At 74.1% G+C, this 16,846-nt stretch carries 13 protein-coding genes; 7 read left to right on the forward strand and 6 right to left on the reverse strand.

Annotation, left to right across the window (positions count from 1 at the left end):
- Window positions 1-91 precede the first annotated feature (91 nt).
- Window positions 92-544, reverse strand: a complete 453-nt coding sequence (locus tag ACFUEL_RS04880) for a PaaI family thioesterase (protein ID WP_380234563.1) — start codon at window positions 542-544, stop codon at window positions 92-94.
- Window positions 545-741: 197 nt separating this feature from the next.
- Between ACFUEL_RS04880 and polA the strand changes: the two genes are divergently transcribed.
- On the forward strand, window positions 742-3,426 hold the full coding sequence (gene polA / locus ACFUEL_RS04885; RefSeq protein WP_380234587.1) for a DNA polymerase I: 2,685 nt from the start codon (window positions 742-744) through the stop codon (window positions 3,424-3,426).
- A 60-nt stretch (window positions 3,427-3,486) separates the two neighbouring features.
- On the forward strand, window positions 3,487-4,056 hold the full coding sequence (locus ACFUEL_RS04890) for a GNAT family N-acetyltransferase (RefSeq protein ID WP_380234564.1): 570 nt from the start codon (window positions 3,487-3,489) through the stop codon (window positions 4,054-4,056).
- Between the two features lie 42 nt (window positions 4,057-4,098).
- Here ACFUEL_RS04890 and hrpB read toward each other — a convergent pair whose 3' ends face one another.
- Window positions 4,099-6,678: an ATP-dependent helicase HrpB gene (hrpB, locus tag ACFUEL_RS04895; protein WP_380234565.1), complete on the reverse strand. Its 2,580-nt coding sequence runs from the start codon at window positions 6,676-6,678 to the stop codon at window positions 4,099-4,101.
- A 5-nt stretch (window positions 6,679-6,683) separates the two neighbouring features.
- Window positions 6,684-7,580, reverse strand: coding sequence for a class I SAM-dependent methyltransferase (locus tag ACFUEL_RS04900; RefSeq protein WP_380234566.1), 897 nt, complete (start codon window positions 7,578-7,580; stop codon window positions 6,684-6,686).
- Between the two features lie 497 nt (window positions 7,581-8,077).
- Between ACFUEL_RS04900 and rpsA the strand changes: the two genes are divergently transcribed.
- From rpsA to coaE, 4 genes are all read left to right on the forward strand, one after another.
- Window positions 8,078-9,568 (forward strand): 30S ribosomal protein S1, encoded by a 1,491-nt coding sequence (rpsA, locus tag ACFUEL_RS04905; protein WP_380234567.1) that lies wholly within the window; start codon window positions 8,078-8,080, stop codon window positions 9,566-9,568.
- A 569-nt stretch (window positions 9,569-10,137) separates the two neighbouring features.
- Window positions 10,138-12,243, forward strand: coding sequence for an MMPL family transporter (locus ACFUEL_RS04910; RefSeq protein ID WP_380234568.1), 2,106 nt, complete (start codon window positions 10,138-10,140; stop codon window positions 12,241-12,243).
- A 22-nt stretch (window positions 12,244-12,265) separates the two neighbouring features.
- Complete coding sequence (locus ACFUEL_RS04915) at window positions 12,266-12,910, forward strand: MBL fold metallo-hydrolase (RefSeq protein WP_380234569.1); 645 nt, start codon at window positions 12,266-12,268, stop codon at window positions 12,908-12,910.
- 67 nt (window positions 12,911-12,977) lie between these two features.
- Window positions 12,978-13,574, forward strand: coding sequence for a dephospho-CoA kinase (gene coaE, locus ACFUEL_RS04920; protein ID WP_380234570.1), 597 nt, complete (start codon window positions 12,978-12,980; stop codon window positions 13,572-13,574).
- 16 nt (window positions 13,575-13,590) lie between these two features.
- On the opposite strand, the gene ACFUEL_RS04925 is transcribed toward coaE, so the two are convergent.
- From ACFUEL_RS04925 to soxR, 3 genes are all read right to left on the reverse strand, one after another.
- Entirely contained in the window at window positions 13,591-14,160 is a 570-nt protein-coding gene (locus ACFUEL_RS04925) for a hypothetical protein (RefSeq protein ID WP_380234571.1), read from the reverse strand.
- Window positions 14,161-14,615: 455 nt separating this feature from the next.
- Window positions 14,616-15,464 (reverse strand): SAM-dependent methyltransferase, encoded by an 849-nt coding sequence (locus ACFUEL_RS04930; RefSeq protein WP_380234572.1) that lies wholly within the window; start codon window positions 15,462-15,464, stop codon window positions 14,616-14,618.
- Window positions 15,465-15,553: 89 nt separating this feature from the next.
- Entirely contained in the window at window positions 15,554-16,063 is a 510-nt protein-coding gene (gene soxR, locus ACFUEL_RS04935) for a redox-sensitive transcriptional activator SoxR (protein WP_380234573.1), read from the reverse strand.
- Between the two features lie 65 nt (window positions 16,064-16,128).
- On the opposite strand from soxR, the gene ACFUEL_RS04940 reads away from it, so the two are divergent.
- The gene (locus ACFUEL_RS04940) at window positions 16,129-16,836 is read left to right on the forward strand and encodes a transketolase (protein ID WP_380234574.1); all 708 of its coding nucleotides are present in this window, start codon (window positions 16,129-16,131) and stop codon (window positions 16,834-16,836) included.
- The last annotated feature ends 10 nt before the right edge of the window (window positions 16,837-16,846 follow it).

Here is a 16,846-nt window from a genome sequence, read left to right on the forward strand (position 1 = left end):
CGTGCGCGATCTGGCACAACCGAACCACCGGCCGACCCGTCACCCGCTCCCTGATCGCCTACGACCACTGACCGACTTCGGAACTACTCGTCTAGAGGTCGCGCAGCATGCAGGTCAGCCGGCAGGAGGTGATCCGGCGGCCGGTGTCGTCCGTCACCGCGATCTCGTACGTCGCCGCGGTGCGGCCCTTGAACACCGCCGTCGCCACGCCCGTCACCAGCCCGGAGGTCGCCGAGCGGTGGTGCGTCGCGTTCAGGTCCACGCCCACCGCGTAGCGGCCCGGCCCGGCGTGCAGCATCGCGCCGACCGACCCCAGCGTCTCGGCCAGCGCCGCCGACGCCCCGCCGTGCAGCAGCCCGTACGGCTGCTGGTTGCCCTCCACCGGCATCGTCCCGACCACCCGGTCCGGGGACGCCTCGACGATGGTGATGCCCAGCTTCTCGCCCAGGTGCCCGCCGGAGAAGGTCTCCGCGCTCACCCCCAGCTTGGCGAAGTGGTCCAGCACGTCCTGGGGCACTTTCAGTACGGGCGCCGCGTCGGTCATGGTGCTCCTGCTTCCGGGTTCGCTTCGTTGCGCGTCGATCGTACGACTGTCTACCCGCCGGTAGGGAGGTGCTCCGCGCCGCGCCGGAGATGTCGGCCGCGCCCCCTAGGATCGGGGAGGCAGAGCAACCGGCAGGAACGGGACGTGACGTGGCGACACAGGGTGCGGGCAAGAGTGCGGCCGGACGGCCCAGGCTGATGCTGCTGGACGGGCATTCGATGGCCTACCGGGCCTTCTTCGCCCTGCCGGTGGAGAACTTCTCCACCGCCACCGGCCAGCACACCAACGCGGTCTACGGCTTCGCCTCGATGCTGGCCAACACCGTCCGGGACGAGCGGCCCACCCACCTCGCGGTCGCCTTCGACCTCTCCCGGCAGACCTTCCGGTCCGTCGAGTTCCCCGAGTACAAGGCCAACCGCTCCGCCACGCCGGACGAGTTCCGCAGCCAGGTCCCGCTGATCGGCGAACTCCTCGACGCCATGCGGGTGCCCCGGATCACCGCCGAGGGCTTCGAGGCCGACGACGTCATCGCCACCCTGGCCACCGCCGCCGCGGCCGAGGGCTTCGAGGTGCTGATCGTCACCGGCGACCGGGACTCCCTCCAGCTGGTCACCGAGGACGTCACGGTGCTGTACCCCACCAAGGGCGTCTCCGAGCTGACCCGCTACACCCCGGAGAAGGTCGCCGAGAAGTACGGCGTCCGCCCCGACCAGTACCCGGACCTCGCGGCCCTGCGCGGCGACCCGTCCGACAACCTGCCCGGCATCCCCGGCGTCGGCGAGAAGACCGCCGCCAAGTGGGTCAACCAGTACGGCTCCTTCGCCGCGCTGGTCGAGCACGCCGACGAGGTCAAGGGCAAGATCGGCGAGAAGCTCCGCGAGCACCTCGACTCGGTCAAGCGCAACCGCTTCCTCACCGAACTCGTGCGGGACGTCGAACTTCCCCTCGGCGTCCCCCAGTTGGAGCGCGCCCCGTTCGACAAGGACGAGGTCGCCCGGCTGATGGAGGCGCTCGAGTTCCGCAACCCCAACTTCCGCGACCGGGTGGCCGGCATCGACCCGGCCGGCGCCGAGTCCGCCCCCGCCGTCGAGGTCCCGGCCGGGCCCGCCGTCGACGGCGACCTGCTCACCGGGCCCGGCGCGCTCGCCGCCTGGCTGGAGCAGCACACCGGCGAGGCCGGGCGCACCGCCCTCGCCGCCGACTACAGCTGGGCCCTGGGCACCGGCAAGGTCGACCAGGTCGCGCTGGCCACCGACACCGCCGCCGCCTGGTTCGACCCCGCCGACCTCGCCGAGGACGACGACCGCGCCTTCACCGCCTGGCTCGCCGACCCCAAGCGCCCCAAGGCCCTGCACATCGCCAAGCAGGTCATGCGGGCCTTCGCCGAGCAGGGCTGGCAGTTCGCCGGCGTCACCGCCGACACCGCCCTCGCCGCCTACCTGGAGAAGCCCGGCCGCCGCGCCTTCACCCTCGACGTCCTCGCCGAGGAGTACCTCGGCCGCTCGCTCGCCCCCGCCGCCGAGGCCGAGACCGGCCAGCTCAGCTTCGACTCCGACGAGCCCGACCCGACGGCCGGCGCCCAGGCCCTGATGACCCGGGCCCGCGCCGTCCACGACCTCGCCGCCCTGTTCGACACCCGGCTCGCCGAGGTCGGCGCGGTCGAGCTGTTCCACGACATGGAACTGCCGATCGCCGAGCTCCTCGCCCGGATGGAGCGCCACGGCATCGCCGCCGACCGGGAGTGGCTGCAGGGCCTGGAGGCCCAGTTCGCGGTCGAGATCCAGCGCTGCGTCGAGGAGGCGCACGCCGCCGCCGGCCGCGAGTTCAACCTCGGCTCGCCCAAGCAGCTGCAGGAGGTCCTGTTCGGCGACCTCGGCCTGCCCAAGACCAAGAAGATCAAGACCGGGTACACCACCGACGCCGACGCCCTCACCTGGCTCGCCACCCAGACCACCAACGAGCTCCCGGTGATCCTGCTCCGCCACCGGGACCAGGCCAAGCTCCGCACCACCGTCGAGGGCCTGCTCAAGACCGTCTCGCCGCAGGGCCGGATCCACACCACCTTCAACCAGATGGTCGCCGCCACCGGCCGCCTCTCCTCCCAGGACCCGAACCTGCAGAACATCCCGGTCCGCACCGAGGAGGGCCGGGCCATCCGCCGCGCCTTCGTGGTCGGCGAGGGCTACGAGACGCTGCTCACCGCCGACTACTCGCAGATCGAACTGCGCATCATGGCCCACCTCTCCGAGGACGAGGCCCTGATCGAGGCGTTCACCAGCGGCGAGGACCTGCACACCACCGTCGCCTCCCAGGTCTTCGCCGTCGCCCCCGGCGACGTCGACGCCGAGATGCGCCGCAAGATCAAGGCGATGTCCTACGGCCTCGCCTACGGCCTCTCCGCGTACGGCCTCTCCCAGCAGCTCGGCATCAAGCCCGCCGAGGCCCAGGGCCTGATGGACACCTACTTCGAGCGCTTCGGCGGCGTCCGCGACTACCTGAACGACGTCGTCGAGGAGGCCCGCGCCGTCGGCTACACCGAGACGCTGCTCGGCCGCCGCCGCTACCTGCCCGACCTCACCAGCGACAACCGGCAGCGCCGCGAGATGGCCGAGCGGATGGCCCTCAACGCCCCCATCCAGGGCTCCGCCGCCGACATCGTCAAGATCGCCATGCTCCGGGTCGACGAGGCCCTGCGCGCGGCGGGCCTCGGTACCCGGATGCTGCTCCAGGTGCACGACGAGATCGTCCTGGAGGTCGCCCCCGGCGAGCGCGAGCAGGTCGAGGCCCTCGTCCGCGAGCAGATGGCCGGCGCGTACCCGCTGCGCGCCCCGCTCGACGTCTCGGTCGGCGCCGGCGCGAACTGGGAGGCCGCGGCGCACTGACAGCCCGTCGCGGGCGCAAACCGTTTGCGGGCGTCCGGCCGGTCCTCCGAGACTGGCCGGATGCTCACGTTCTCCGACAAGCCCACCCTGGTGGGCGAGAAGGTCCTCCTGCGGCCCGTCCGGCCGGAGGAGGACCTCCCCATGCTCCGCGTCATGATCAACGACCCGGACGTGCTCCGCTACACCTCGCAGGCATACACCCCCGAACCACCCGAGTGGGACGAGGCGATGGAGCGCCGCGTCGTCGACTGGTACACCACCCGCAACGACCAGCCCGACCGCCTCGACCTGATCATCGTCGACCGGGCCACCGGCCGCGGCGTCGGCGAGGCCGTCCTCAACGAGTGGGACGAACCCAACCGCGCCTGCAACCTCCGCATCGCCATCGGCCCCGACGGCCGCGACCGCGGCCTCGGCACCGAAGCCGTCCGCCTGCTCACCGACCACGCCATCCGCGCCATCGGCCTCAACCGCGTCTCGCTCTCCGTCTACGCCTTCAACCACCGGGCCCAACGCGCCTACGAGAAGGCCGGCTTCAAGGTCGAGGGCGTCCGGCGGCAGGTGCTGCGGCACGCGGACGAGTGGATCGACGACATCGACATGGCGGCCCTGGCGGAGGACTGGACCTGACGGCCCCCGCCCCGCAGGGGAGCGGTGCCGGGTGACGCGGCGTCACCTGCGCGGGTTGGCCCGGCGGGTGGGCTCCGCCGTGGTCGGGTCCTCGGGCCAGGGGTGGCGGGGGTAGCGGCCGCGGAGGTCGGCGCGGACGGCGGGGTAGCCGGTGCGCCAGAACGAGGCGAGATCGCCGGTGACGGCGGCCGGGCGGCCGGCGGGGGAGAGCAGGTGGACGGTGAGCGGGACGCGCCCGCCGGCCAGCGCGGGGGCCGCGTCCCAGCCGAACAGCTCCTGCAACTTGACGGCCAGGACCGGGCGTTCGGGGTCGGACGCGTAGTCGATCCGGATCCGGCTGCCGCTGGGCACGGTGATCCGCTCCGGCGCCAGCTCGTCCAGCCGCCCGGCCTGGCCGCCCGCCCAGGGCAGCAGGCGTTGCAGCGCGGCGGCGGTGTCGATCCGCTCCAGGTCGGCGCGGCGCCGGGCCCGGGAGAGCTCCGGCTCCAGCCACTGCTCGGCGGCGGCCAGCAGCGTGGCGTCCGCGACGTCCGGCCACGGCTCGCCGACCGCCCGGTGCAGGAAGGCGAGGCGCTCGCGCAGCCCGCTCGCGGCCGGCGGCCAGCTCAGCAGCGCGGAGACGCCCTCCCGCTCCAGGCCCTCCAGCAGCGCGGACCGCAGCAGCGCCGGGTCGGGCGCGGCGAGCGGCACGGCCGCCAACTCGACCGCCCCCAGCGCCTCCACCCGCCGGGCGGCCACCTCCCGCTGCCGCACCGACCAGTGCACCTCCTCGCGGGCCGCCAGCAGCGGCGCGGCCGCCCGCCGGGCCGTCGCCTCGTCCACCGCCACCGCCCGCAGCACCCGCGCGGACGGTGCCCCGGCGGGCCGGTCGGCGACCGCGACGGCCAGCCAGCCGCCGGCCGGCAGCCGCGAGCCGGGCGGCAGTTGCGCGGCCGTCCCGGACGCCATCAGGTACGCCCCGTCCCCGCCCTCCCGGGCCCGCGCGACCCGCTCCGGGTACGCCAGCCCGACCACCAGCCCGGCCGCGCCGGCATCGGACAGCCCGGCCGCGGCGGCCGCCTCGCCGCCGTCGCCCTGCCGCCCCGCCGCGCGGGCGTCGCCGTCCGCTCCGTCCGCCGGGTCCGGGGCCGCCAGGGCGCGTTCCAGGCGGCGGGTCTCGTCCTTCCAGCGGCGGGTGTACGGGTCGACGGGGGTGCGGCGGACGGTGCGGTGGATCTCGGCGAGGTCGTCGCCGAGGGCGCGCGGGGGCTCTTCGGAGAGCAGGGCGACGAGTTCGGCGGCGCGGCGCGGGCCGACGGCGGGGGCGCCGTCGAGGAGGGCGCGGGCGAGGCGGGGGTGCAGGCCGGTGCGGGCGATGGCGCGGCCGCGGTCGGTGGGGCGGCCGTCGGGGCCGACGGCGGCGAGGGCGCGCAGCACCTCGCGGGCGGCGGCCATCGCGCCGGCGGGCGGCGGGTCGGGGAGGGTGAGGCCGGTGGCGTCGGGGTCGCCCCAGCAGGCGGCCTGGAGGGCGAAGGGGGTGAGGTCGGCGAGGGCGATCTCGGGGGTGGGGAAGCGGGCGGCGCGGGCGTCCTCGGCCTCGGCCCAGCAGCGGTAGACGGTGCCGGGGGCCTCGCGTCCGGCGCGTCCGGCGCGCTGCCGGGCGGCGGCCAGCGAGGTGCGGACGGTGACCAGGGCGGACAGGCCGCGGGCGTGGTCGGTGCGCGGCTCCCTGGTCAGCCCGGAGTCGACCACCACCCGCACGCCGGGCACGGTCAGCGAGGACTCGGCGACCGAGGTGGCCAGCACCACCCGCCGCCGCTGCCCGGCGGTCAGCGCCGCGTCCTGCACGGCCTGCGGCGCCCGCCCGTGCAGCTGCAGCACCTCGACGCCGTCCAGGCCGGCCAACTGCCCGGCCACCCGGGCGATCTCGCCCACGCCGGGCAGGAAGCACAGCACGTCCCCCGCCCGTTCGGCCAGCGCCCGGCGGACCGTCGCCGCGACGTGCGCCAGCAGCGCCGGGTCGACCTTGGTGCCGTGCGCGGGGCGGACGGCGGCGGGCGGCGGCGCCCAGACCGTTTCGACCGGGTGCGAGACGCCCTCGGCGGCCACCACCGGCGCGCCGCCGAGCAGTTCGGCCCAGGCGTCGGTGTCGGCGGTCGCCGAGGCCAGTAGCAGGCGCAGTTCGGGGCGCAGCGCGGCCCGGACGTCCAGCAGGAAGGCCAGCGCGGTGTCGGCGTCCAGGTGCCGTTCGTGGCACTCGTCGAGCACCACCGCGTCCACGCCCGGCAGTTCGGGGTCGCGCTGGAGGCGCTGCAGCAGGACGCCGGTGGTGACCACCTCGACCCGGGTGCCGGGCCCGGCCCGGCGTTCGCCGCGGACGGTGAACCCGACCGGGGCGCCGACCGGCTCCTCCAGCAGCCAGGCCATCCGGCGGGCCGCCGCCCGCACCGCGAGCCGGCGCGGTTCGGCGACCAGCACCCGCCGGGGCGGGCCGCCGAGCAGCCCGGCCAGGGCGAGCGGCACCAGGGTGGTCTTGCCGGTGCCGGGTGGTGCGGACAGCACCGCCGTGCCGCTCCCGTCCAGCGCGGCGGCCAGTTCGGGGAGCACCGCGCCGACGGGCAGGTCGAGCCCCCCGGGCCGCACCGCGGTCAGCCGTTCCGGACGGCGACGAAGATCGCCGTGCCGGGGATGTGCTCGCCGCGCAGCGGGCTCCAGCCGCCCCACTCCTGCTCCAGCCCCTCCGGCCACTCCGGCTCGACCAGGTCGACCAGCGCGAACCCGGCCGCGACCAGCTCGCGCACCCGGTCGCCGAGGGTGCGGTGGTGCTCGACGTAGGTGGCGACGCCCTGCTCGTCCTGCTCGACGTACGGGGTGCGGTCGAAGTACGAGGAGGTGGCGGTCAGGCCCTCCACGCCGGGCTCGTCGGGGAACGCCCAGCGGATCGGGTGGGTCACCGAGAACACCCAGCGCCCGCCGGGCCGCAGCACCCGGTGCACCTCGCGCATCAGCCGCCCGGTGTCGGCGCTGAACGGCACCGCGCCGTACGCCGAGCAGGCGTGGTCGAAGGAGCCGTCGGCGAACGGCAGCGCCGCCGCGTCGGCCTGCACCACGGCGACCGGCTCCAGGCCGCGGCCCAGGTCGATCCGGCGGGAGTGCTGGAGCTGCCGGTAGGAGATGTCCAGGGCGACCGGGCGGGCGCCCCGGGCGGCCAGCCAGCGCGAGCACTGCGCGGCGCCGGAGCCGATCTCCAGCACGTCGGCGCCCTTCAGCGCGGCCGGGTCGCCGAGCAGCCGGGCCTCGGCCTCGTCCACGCCCTCCGGGCACCAGGTGAACCGGTCGTCGCCGAGGAACTCGCCGTGCTCGTCCTGGTAGTCGTCCGCGTTGCGGTCCCACCAGTGCCGGCTGGCCCGGCTCGACTCCTGCTCCCCGGCGTCCCGCCGCAGCGCCTCGTCGCCGTCCTCCTCCCCGTCCACCGGCTGGGGGGCGGAGGGGACGTCGTACCCGGCGGGGTCGTAGTCGTCGGGTGCGGGGGTGGAGTGGGTCATCGAATTCGTCACCTGGGGTGTCACGGGGCCGCGCTGGGCCGGGTCGGGCGGGCCCCTGGCGCGAGCCGGGGCGGGACGTCAAGTAGGCTATGGGCTTGCGGAAGCGCTGCTGCTGCGGAGCCGGTCCCGTACGGGGACCGGGTCGGGCGGTGGCATCCGGGGTAGGGCCGGTGCTCCGGCCGCCGAGAGGCGCGCCATCGGAGGATATGGCCTGATCCGTCCCGGCCTCCACCGTCTCGTCGGCTTCGACGTTGACCGTGCCTGGGTGTCCCCGTATGCTACAAGTTGCGCTGCGGGCCTGCGCGCCTCGGACGGAGCAGGTCGCGCTCGCATCTGTCGAAGACCCCACGGTCGTCAGACGGACACCGGGACCCTGTCGTTTGCGGGAGTCCTTCCGGTGGGCCGTTTTCTGGCCTGTACGGCTTTCGGTGGGAGCGATCAGGGCCCTCCGCGTGGCATTACTACGACTTCATGTCCGTACCGGAGCCCTTTTCCTAATGACGAGCCCCACCGACACCTCTGTCAGCACCACCCCGCAGGTTGCGGTCAACGACATCGGCGACGCGGACGCGTTCCTCGCGGCGATCGACGAGACCATCAAGTACTTCAACGACGGCGACATCGTTGAGGGCGTCATCGTGAAGGTCGACCGTGACGAGGTGCTCCTCGACATCGGTTACAAGACCGAGGGTGTCATCCCGTCCCGCGAGCTCTCGATCAAGCACGACGTCGACCCCCACGAGGTTGTCTCCGTCGGCGACAACATCGAGGCCCTGGTTCTCCAGAAGGAGGACAAGGAGGGTCGTCTCATCCTGTCCAAGAAGCGTGCGCAGTACGAGCGCGCCTGGGGCACGATCGAGAAGATCAAGGAAGAGGACGGCATCGTCACCGGTACCGTCATCGAGGTCGTCAAGGGTGGTCTCATCCTCGACATCGGCCTCCGCGGCTTCCTCCCGGCCTCGCTGGTCGAGATGCGCCGCGTTCGCGACCTCCAGCCCTACGTGGGCAAGGAGCTCGAGGCGAAGATCATCGAGCTGGACAAGAACCGCAACAACGTGGTCCTGTCCCGCCGCGCCTGGCTGGAGCAGACCCAGAGCGAGGTCCGCCAGACCTTCCTCACCACCCTGCAGAAGGGCCAGGTGCGCTCCGGCGTCGTCTCCTCGATCGTCAACTTCGGTGCGTTCGTCGACCTCGGCGGCGTCGACGGTCTGGTGCACGTCTCCGAGCTGTCCTGGAAGCACATCGACCACCCGAACGAGGTTGTCGAGGTCGGCCAGGAGGTCACCGTCGAGGTCCTCGACGTGGACATGGACCGCGAGCGCGTCTCCCTGTCGCTGAAGGCGACCCAGGAGGACCCGTGGCAGCAGTTCGCCCGCACGCACCAGATCTCCCAGGTCGTGCCGGGTAAGGTCACCAAGCTGGTTCCGTTCGGTGCGTTCGTCCGCGTGGACGAGGGCATCGAGGGCCTGGTCCACATCTCCGAGCTGGCCGAGCGCCACGTCGAGATCCCGGAGCAGGTCGTCCAGGTCGGCGACGAGATCTTCGTCAAGGTCATCGACATCGACCTCGAGCGCCGCCGCATCAGCCTCTCGCTGAAGCAGGCCAACGAGTCCCTCGGTGCCGACCCGGCGTCGGTCGAGTTCGACCCGACCCTGTACGGCATGGCCGCGTCCTACGACGACCAGGGCAACTACATCTACCCGGAGGGCTTCGACCCCGAGGCGAACGACTGGCTGCCCGGCTTCGAGAAGCAGCGCGAGGAGTGGGAGCGGCAGTACGCCGAGGCCCAGGCCCGCTTCGAGCAGCACCAGGCCCAGGTCATCAAGTCCCGCGAGGCCGACGCGGCTGCCGCCGCCGAGGCCGGCGAGGAGGCCCCGGTCTCCGGTGGCGGCTCGTACTCCTCCAGCAGCGACGAGACCTCCGGCGCGCTCGCCTCGGACGAGGCCCTGGCCGCGCTCCGCGAGAAGCTGGCCGGCGGCCAGAGCTGAAGCGCTGCGCTTCGGCGGCTGCCTAGCTGACTGAGCAGCGACCCCCCGTTCCAGGATTTCCCTGGGCGGGGGGTCGCTGCTTTGCGCTGCCCCACCCGCCCACCCGTGCGCGTGTCGCTGGGTGGGGACGCGCGCCGGCTTCGCGACGCGGTCCGCTGCGCGCGACCACGGCCCGCTGCCGGCCCTGCACGTACCCCGACCGGCGCTCGTGGGCCTCCCGCGCTGCCGCCCGGCAGGGCTCCCCCTGCGCGCGCTTACCGGGCGTGGGCCTTCCCGCCGTCCTTCGCTCGGCCGCGCGCAGCGCCCTTCCCTCGTTCACCCGTGCTGAGCGCGCACGGGTGGGTGGGCGGGACGGGGGGCTTAAGTGGCGTTTATGTGAAGGGGATTGTGAGATGAGGCTCATCGTCCGCCTATAGGACGAAAGCGAAGTCGCACATACATTGAGGGGACTTGTCCGAAAGGCTCCCCGCATGCGCAGCTCCCGCTCCACCGCAGCAGAGGTCCAGGTTTCCCAGGTTCCCGGCCGGTTGGCCGCTCTGGGGCGAGTGTGTTTCCGGCACCGGCGTTGGGTGTTGGCGTTCTGGGCGCTGGTGCTCGCGGTGGGGGTGGTGTTCGGCGGGCGGGTGTTCGAGGGTTCGGTGGCGGCCACCGGCAGCGGGGGCTCGGAGTCGGCGGCGGGGACGGCGGTCGTGCAGGCGGCGGATCCGGTGCAGGGCACGGTGACGGCGGTCGTGGACGGCCCGTCGGTGAGCGGTGACGGGGTCAGGGCGGCCGTCCAGCGGGCGAGCGCGGAGGTGGCGGAGCTGCCGGGCGTGGTCTCGGTGGCGGACACGTACTCGACGGGCGGGCAGCTGACCGCGGAGGACGGCAAGGCGTCGCTGGTGAGCGTGCGGATGGCGGACGGTTCGACGGCGAAGCAGCTCTCGGCGGTCACCGACCGGCTGGAGCGGATCGACGCGGACGGTGCGCACACCGTGGTCGGCGGTGATCTGGTGCTGCAGCAGGAGGTCAAGGACCAGACCGCCAAGGACACCCGTTTCGGTGAGATCGTCACGCTGCCGTTGACGCTGATCGTGATGGTGCTGGTGTTCGGCGGGCTGGCCGCGGCGGGCCTGCCGGGGATCGGGGCGATCGCCTCGGTGGGCGGGGCGCTGCTGGCGATGTTCGGGTTCAGCAAGCTGATGGACATCGACACCTCCGTCCTGCCGATCGCGACCGTGCTGGGCCTGGGCCTGTCGATCGACTACGCGCTGCTGATGGTGAACCGGTTCCGGGAGGAGCGCGGCCACGGCGCGGACATCGCGCAGGCGGTGGAGCGGACGGCGGCCACGGCCGGCCGGACGGTGGCGTTCTCGGGGCTGACGGTGGCGGTCGCGCTGAGCGGGCTGTTCGTGTTCACCAGCCCGGTGTTCCGGGCGGTCGCGGTGGCGGGCGTGAGCGTGGTGGTGATCGCGGTGGCGGCGGCGCTGACGCTGGTCCCGGCGCTGCTGGGCTTCATGGGGTCGAAGGTCAAGGCGCCGACCGCGCCCGTCCCGGACGAGGGCTTCTTCTCCCGGACGGTGCGCCGGGTGCAGCGCCGGGCGGTGCCGGTGATGCTGGCCTGCGTGGCGCTGCTGCTGGCGGCGGGCGCGCCGTTCCTGGGCTCGCACTTCCGCAACTCGGGGGCGGACGTGCTGCCGAAGAGCTTCGCGTCCCGGCAGGTCGCCGAGACGGTGGAGGCGCGCTTCCCCGGCCAGGCCCCGGCCGCGGTACAGGTGGTCGTCGAGGGTTCGCAGCAGCAGGCGCGGGACTACGCGGACCAGGTGGTCTCGAAGCTGCCGGGCGTGGCGGGCGTCCGGGCGGTGACGCCGGTCTCGGACCGCGTGCAGACCGTGGACGTGCTGGTGAACGGCGACCCGCAGGGCGCGGAGGCCAAGGAGGTGGTCGGCGAGCTGCGGGCGGAGCGCGGCGGGCTGGACACGTACGTGACGGGCGACGCGGCCTCGCTGGTGGACTTCCAGCACGAGATCGGCTCGCGCGGGCCGTGGGCGCTGGGCCTGGTCGCGGCCGGGACGCTGGTGCTGCTGTTCATGATGACCGGCTCGGTGGTGCTGCCGGTGAAGGCGCTGCTGATGAACGTGCTGTCGCTGGGGGCGTCGCTGGGCGCGCTGACCCTGGTGTTCCAGCACGGGTACTTCAGTTCGCTGCTCGGGTTCACGCCGACCGGCGGCCTGGAGACGGTCATCCCGGTGCTGGTGTTCGCCTTCGCGTTCGGGCTGTCGATGGACTACGAGGTGTTCCTGCTCTCGCGGATCAAGGAGCTGCACGACCAGGGGTACGACTGCGCGAGGTCGGTGGAGCTGGGCCTGCAGCGCAGCGGTCGGATCATCACCTCGGCCGGGCTGCTGATGGTGATCGTGTTCGCCGGGTTCGCCGCCGGGCAGATGCTCATGGTCAAGCAGATGGGCATCGCGCTGGCCGTCGCCGTCGCGGTGGACGCCACCCTGGTGCGCACCCTGCTGGTGCCCGCCACCATGACGCTGTTCGGCCGGCTCAACTGGTGGGCCCCCGCCCCGCTGCGCCGCCTGCACCGGATCATCGGCCTGCACGAGCACGTCGAGCTGCCGCCGCTGCGCCCGGTGGTGCTGCCCGCGCCCCGGCTGGTGAAGCCGCGCGGCCTGGTGGGCGCCCCGTAGCCGCGGTCGTACGCTGGGCCGCATGCGACTGACGAAGTACGGCCACGCCTGCGTCCGGATCGAGCACGCCGAGGGGGCGGTGCTGATCGACCCCGGCATGTTCAGCGGCCCGGAGGTGGTGGCGGGCGTGAGCGCCCTGCTGATCACCCACGAGCACGCCGACCACTTCACCGAGGGGCAGGTCCGGGCCGCCGTCGAGGCCAACCCGGGTCTGCGGGTGTACACCAACTCCTCGGTGGCCCGGCAGTTGGACGGCATCGGCGCGAAGGTGACGGTGGTCGGCGACGGGGACGCGTTCGACCTGGACGGGCTGCCGGTGACGGTGCACGGCGAGTGGCACGCGGAGATCCACGCCGACATCCCGCGGATCCCGAACATCGGCTTCCTGCTGGGCGGCCGGGCCTTCCACCCGGGCGACGCGCTGACCGTGCCGCCGGACACCGTGGACACCCTGCTGCTGCCGCTCGGCGCGCCCTGGCTGCGGGCCGGCGAGCTGGTCGACTACCTGCGCGACGCCCGGCCCCGGCAGGCGGTGGCGATCCACGAGGCGACGCTCAGCGAGGCCGGACAGGCCATCCACGGGCGGCTGCTCGGCCCGCAGGGGCCGGGCACCGGCGGCGTGGAGTACCGGACGCTGACCGCGGGGGAGTCCCTCGATCTGGCCTGACCCCGGCCCCGCCCGGCCGCCCGGGGCCCGGCACGGCCCCCGCCGGCCGCCCCGGTAACCTGGCGGCATGCTGAGGATCGGACTGACCGGCGGGATCGGCGCGGGCAAGAGCGAGGTCTCCCGCCGGCTGGCCGCGCGCGGCGCGGTGATCGTCGACTCGGACGTGATCGCCCGCGAGGTGGTCGCCCCCGGGACGCCCGGACTGGCCGCCGTGGTCGCCGAGTTCGGGCCCGGCGTGCTGCTCCCGGACGGCACACTGGACCGCCCCGCGCTCGGCCGGATCGTCTTCGCCGACCCGGCCCGGCTGGCGAAGCTGAACGCCGTCGTCCACCCGCTGGTGCGGGCCCGCTCCGCCGAACTGGAGGCCGCCGCGGGCCCGGACGCGATCGTGGTGCACGACGTCCCGCTGCTCGCCGAGAACGGCCTCGCCCCGCTCTACGACCTGGTCGTGGTGATCGACGTCCCGGACGAGGAGCGGCTGCGCCGCCTGGTCGGGCAGCGCGGCATGGCCGAGGACGAGGCCCGCTCCCGGATGGCCGCCCAGGCGAGCCGCGAGGAGCGCCTGGCGGTCGCCGACCTGGTCCTCGACAACAGCGGAGACCTGGAGCAGCTGGCCGCCCGCGTCGAGGAGCTGTGGCAGGAGCTGGAGCGCCGCCGGGCCTGACGGCCGGCCAGGCCGGTCAGGGCAGCAGGTCGAACACCGTCTCGCTGGGCATGCTCTCCGTCCCGGCCCGGGCGCGCAGGTAGGCGTTCTTCTCCGCGTAGCCGCCCAGGTCGGACGGGATGACCACCTCGACCGAGAAGGCGCCGGCGGTGTCGGACTCGGTGTCCCGCAGGTCCCGGTGCGCGTACTCGACACCGGCCTCGCCCATGACCACGAAGGAGACCCGGACCACCGCGCCGGGCGGGAACCCCTGCCCGGTGAGCACCGTCCGCGACCCGCCGCGCCCGGCGTCCGGCGAGGCCAGCAGCACCCGGTCGGTGCTCGCCGTCGGGCCGCTCGGCACCCCGCCGGGCAGGGAGTCGACGGCCGGCCCGGCGGCCCCCGGCACGGCCACCGTGACGGTGGGCCCGGGGGCGGTGACGGTCACGGTCGGCTGCGGCCGGTTGTCGGCGGCGCCCCGCGACTGGGTGAGGTAGCCGCCCGCGAACCCGGCCCCCAGGGTGGCGACGCCCACCAGGGCGGTCACCACGGCGCTCCAGCCCTGGAGGTCGATCCGGCGGGGCGGGGCCGCGGGCACGGGCAGCACGGCCGGTTGCGGCGGTGTTCCGTCGGGCGGGGTCGGTGCGGTCAAAGAGATCCCCCGTGATGATCGGCGAAGTCCTCCCAGGTGATTCGTCCCCGCACGGATCCGGCGCGCAAACTTCCCGCGCCCGCCCCCCACTCCGCGCCCGCCCCCCGCGGAGCCGAACTGCGCCGGCTGCGCGAGGAGAACGGCCTCTCGCTACGTGCACACAGGGGCTCGGGGAGAACGGCGGGTGCGCGCATTCAGGGGCTCGGGGAACGGCGAGCCCGGGTCTGCTGACGGTGCACTGCCGTGGCGCGCATCGGCTTCGGGTTCCGTCACAGACACGCAGCAGCACGGACACCCCGATGGGCTCCGGCCGTCAGCAGCACGGACTCGCCGTTCCCCGAGCCCCTGTCGGGGCCACTGCGCAGCACGGACTCGCCGTTCCCCGAGCCCCTGACGGGGCTCTTTGCCCGTCAGGGCTTGCGGGCGACGCCGGCCCAGATGGCGACCTCGTGGTCGGTGTCCTGCGGGGCCTGGTCGGGGCGCCAGAGCGGGGCGGTGACCAGGCCGGGGTCGAGCAGGTCGAGGCCGTCGAAGAAGCGCAGTACCTGCTCGCGGCTGCGCATGCTGAGCTGCGCGGTGGCCGACCTGTAGACGGCGGGGCCCTTGGCCGCGTCCTGCGGGGGGACGAAGTCGCCGGTGGCGTGGGAGAGGGCGAGGTAGCTGCCGGAGGGCAGGGCGTCGACCAGGGTGCGGACGATCGTGTACGGGTCGTCGGCGTCGTCGATGAAGTGCAGGATCGCGAACAGCTGGAGGGCGACCGGCTGTTCGAGGTCGAGCAGGTCGCGGACGGCCGGGTCGGCGAGGATCGCCTTGGGGTCGCGCAGGTCGGCCTGCAGGACGCTGACGGTGCCGGGGCGGGCGCCGGCGAGCAGGGCCCGGCCGTGCACCAGGACGATCGGGTCGTTGTCGAGGTAGGCGACCTTGGCGGCGGGGTCGACGGCCTGGGCGATCTCGTGGGTGTTCCCGGCCGAGGGTATGCCGGTGCCGATGTCGAGGAACTGGCGCACGCCCTGTTCGGCGAGGGTGCGCACGGCCCGCTGCAGGAAGGCCCGGTTGGCCTGGGCGCTGATCCGCACCAGCGGGCTGAGCGAGAGGACCTGCTCGGCGGCGGCCCGGTCGGCGGGGAAGTTGTCCTTGCCGCCGAGGTAGTAGTCGTACATCCGGGCCGGGTGCGGTACCTCGGGGCGCAGTTCGGCGGACGGCGGCGTGCTCTGGTCGCCGGACATCCAGTCGAGCGAGATTTCCTGATGGTCGGTCATGTCCGGCTCCCCGTCGGTGGAACGCGCTTTCGGGGGCAGCATAGACCGCCCGCCGGGCGGTGCGGGGGCGGGCCGGGAAAGGAAGTGGATCAGTCCGCCGCGTCCGCCCCGGGGCCGGGCCCGGAGCAGGGTCCGGGGCCGGTGTCCGGGTCGCGGGGGAGCAGGTAGCGGGCGCCGGGCCCGGCGGCTCCGGCCAGGTCGCCGGCGTTGTAGAGGCCGCAGCGGGTCAGGGAGAGGCAGCCGCAGCCGATGCAGTCCGTCAACCGGGCCTTCATCAGCTGGAGTTCGGCGATCTGCCGGTCGATGCGGTGCTGCCAGGCGGCGGCCACGTCGTCCCACTGGCGGGTGCTGGGGGCGCGGTCCTCGGGGAGCCGGGCGAGGGCGGCGCGGGCCTCGTCGAGGCTGAGTCCGATCTGCTGGGCGGCCCGGACGAAGGCGATCCGGCGCAGCGCGGAGCGCGGGTAGCGGCGCTGGTTCCCGGAGGTGCGGGTGGAGTGGATCAGCCCGAGGCTCTCGTAGTAGCGCAGCGCGGAGGCGGCCAGGCCGCTGCGTTCGGCGAGCTGGCCGATGGTGAGGGCGTCGTGCCGGGAGGGTGCCATGTCCGGGCACGATACGGGGGCGTCCGCTTGACCTCAAGCGCGCTTGAGGTCGGAGGCTGGTCCCCATGACGAGCGAAGCGGCCCGCACCCTCGGCGGTGGGTACACCGACCTGCGGCACCTGATCTCCCTGATGACCGGCGACGAGAAGCACTCCCCGGCCGCGCACTCCACCCGGGAGGCGCTGTGGGTGCTGTACGACCGGGTGCTGAACGTGCACCCGGGCAACGTCGACGCGCCGGACCGCGACCGGTTCCTGCTGTCCAAGGGCCACGGCCCGATGGCGTACTACGCGGTGCTGGCCGCGAAGGGCTTCTTCCCGGTGGAGCTGTTGCCCGGCTTCGGCGGCTACGACTCGCCGCTGGGCCTCCACCCGGACCGGCTGCTGGTGCCGGGCGCGGAGATCGGCTCCGGTTCGCTGGGGCACGGCCTGCCGCTGGCGGTGGGGACGGCCCTGGGCCTGCGGGCGCAGGGGCTGGAGCGCCCGGCGGTGTGGGTGCTGATCGGGGACGCCGAGTTCGACGAGGGCTCCAACCACGAGGCGGTGGCCTTCGCCGGGGCGGTCGGCCTGGAGCGGCTGCACGTCCTGGTGATCGACAACTCCTCGGCCACGCACGGCTGGAGCGGCGGCATCGCGGCCCGCTTCGCCGGCGAGGGCTGGGCGACGGCCACCGTGGACGGCCGCGACCACGAGCAGCTGTACCGGGCGTTCACCGCCCCGCACCCGGGCCGCCCGTACGCGGTGGTGGCCCGTACCGAACCCAAGTACCGCTGAGCGCGGGGCA

Source organism: Kitasatospora sp. NPDC057198, assembly GCF_042670125.1.
GTDB lineage: Bacteria > Actinomycetota > Actinomycetes > Streptomycetales > Streptomycetaceae > Kitasatospora.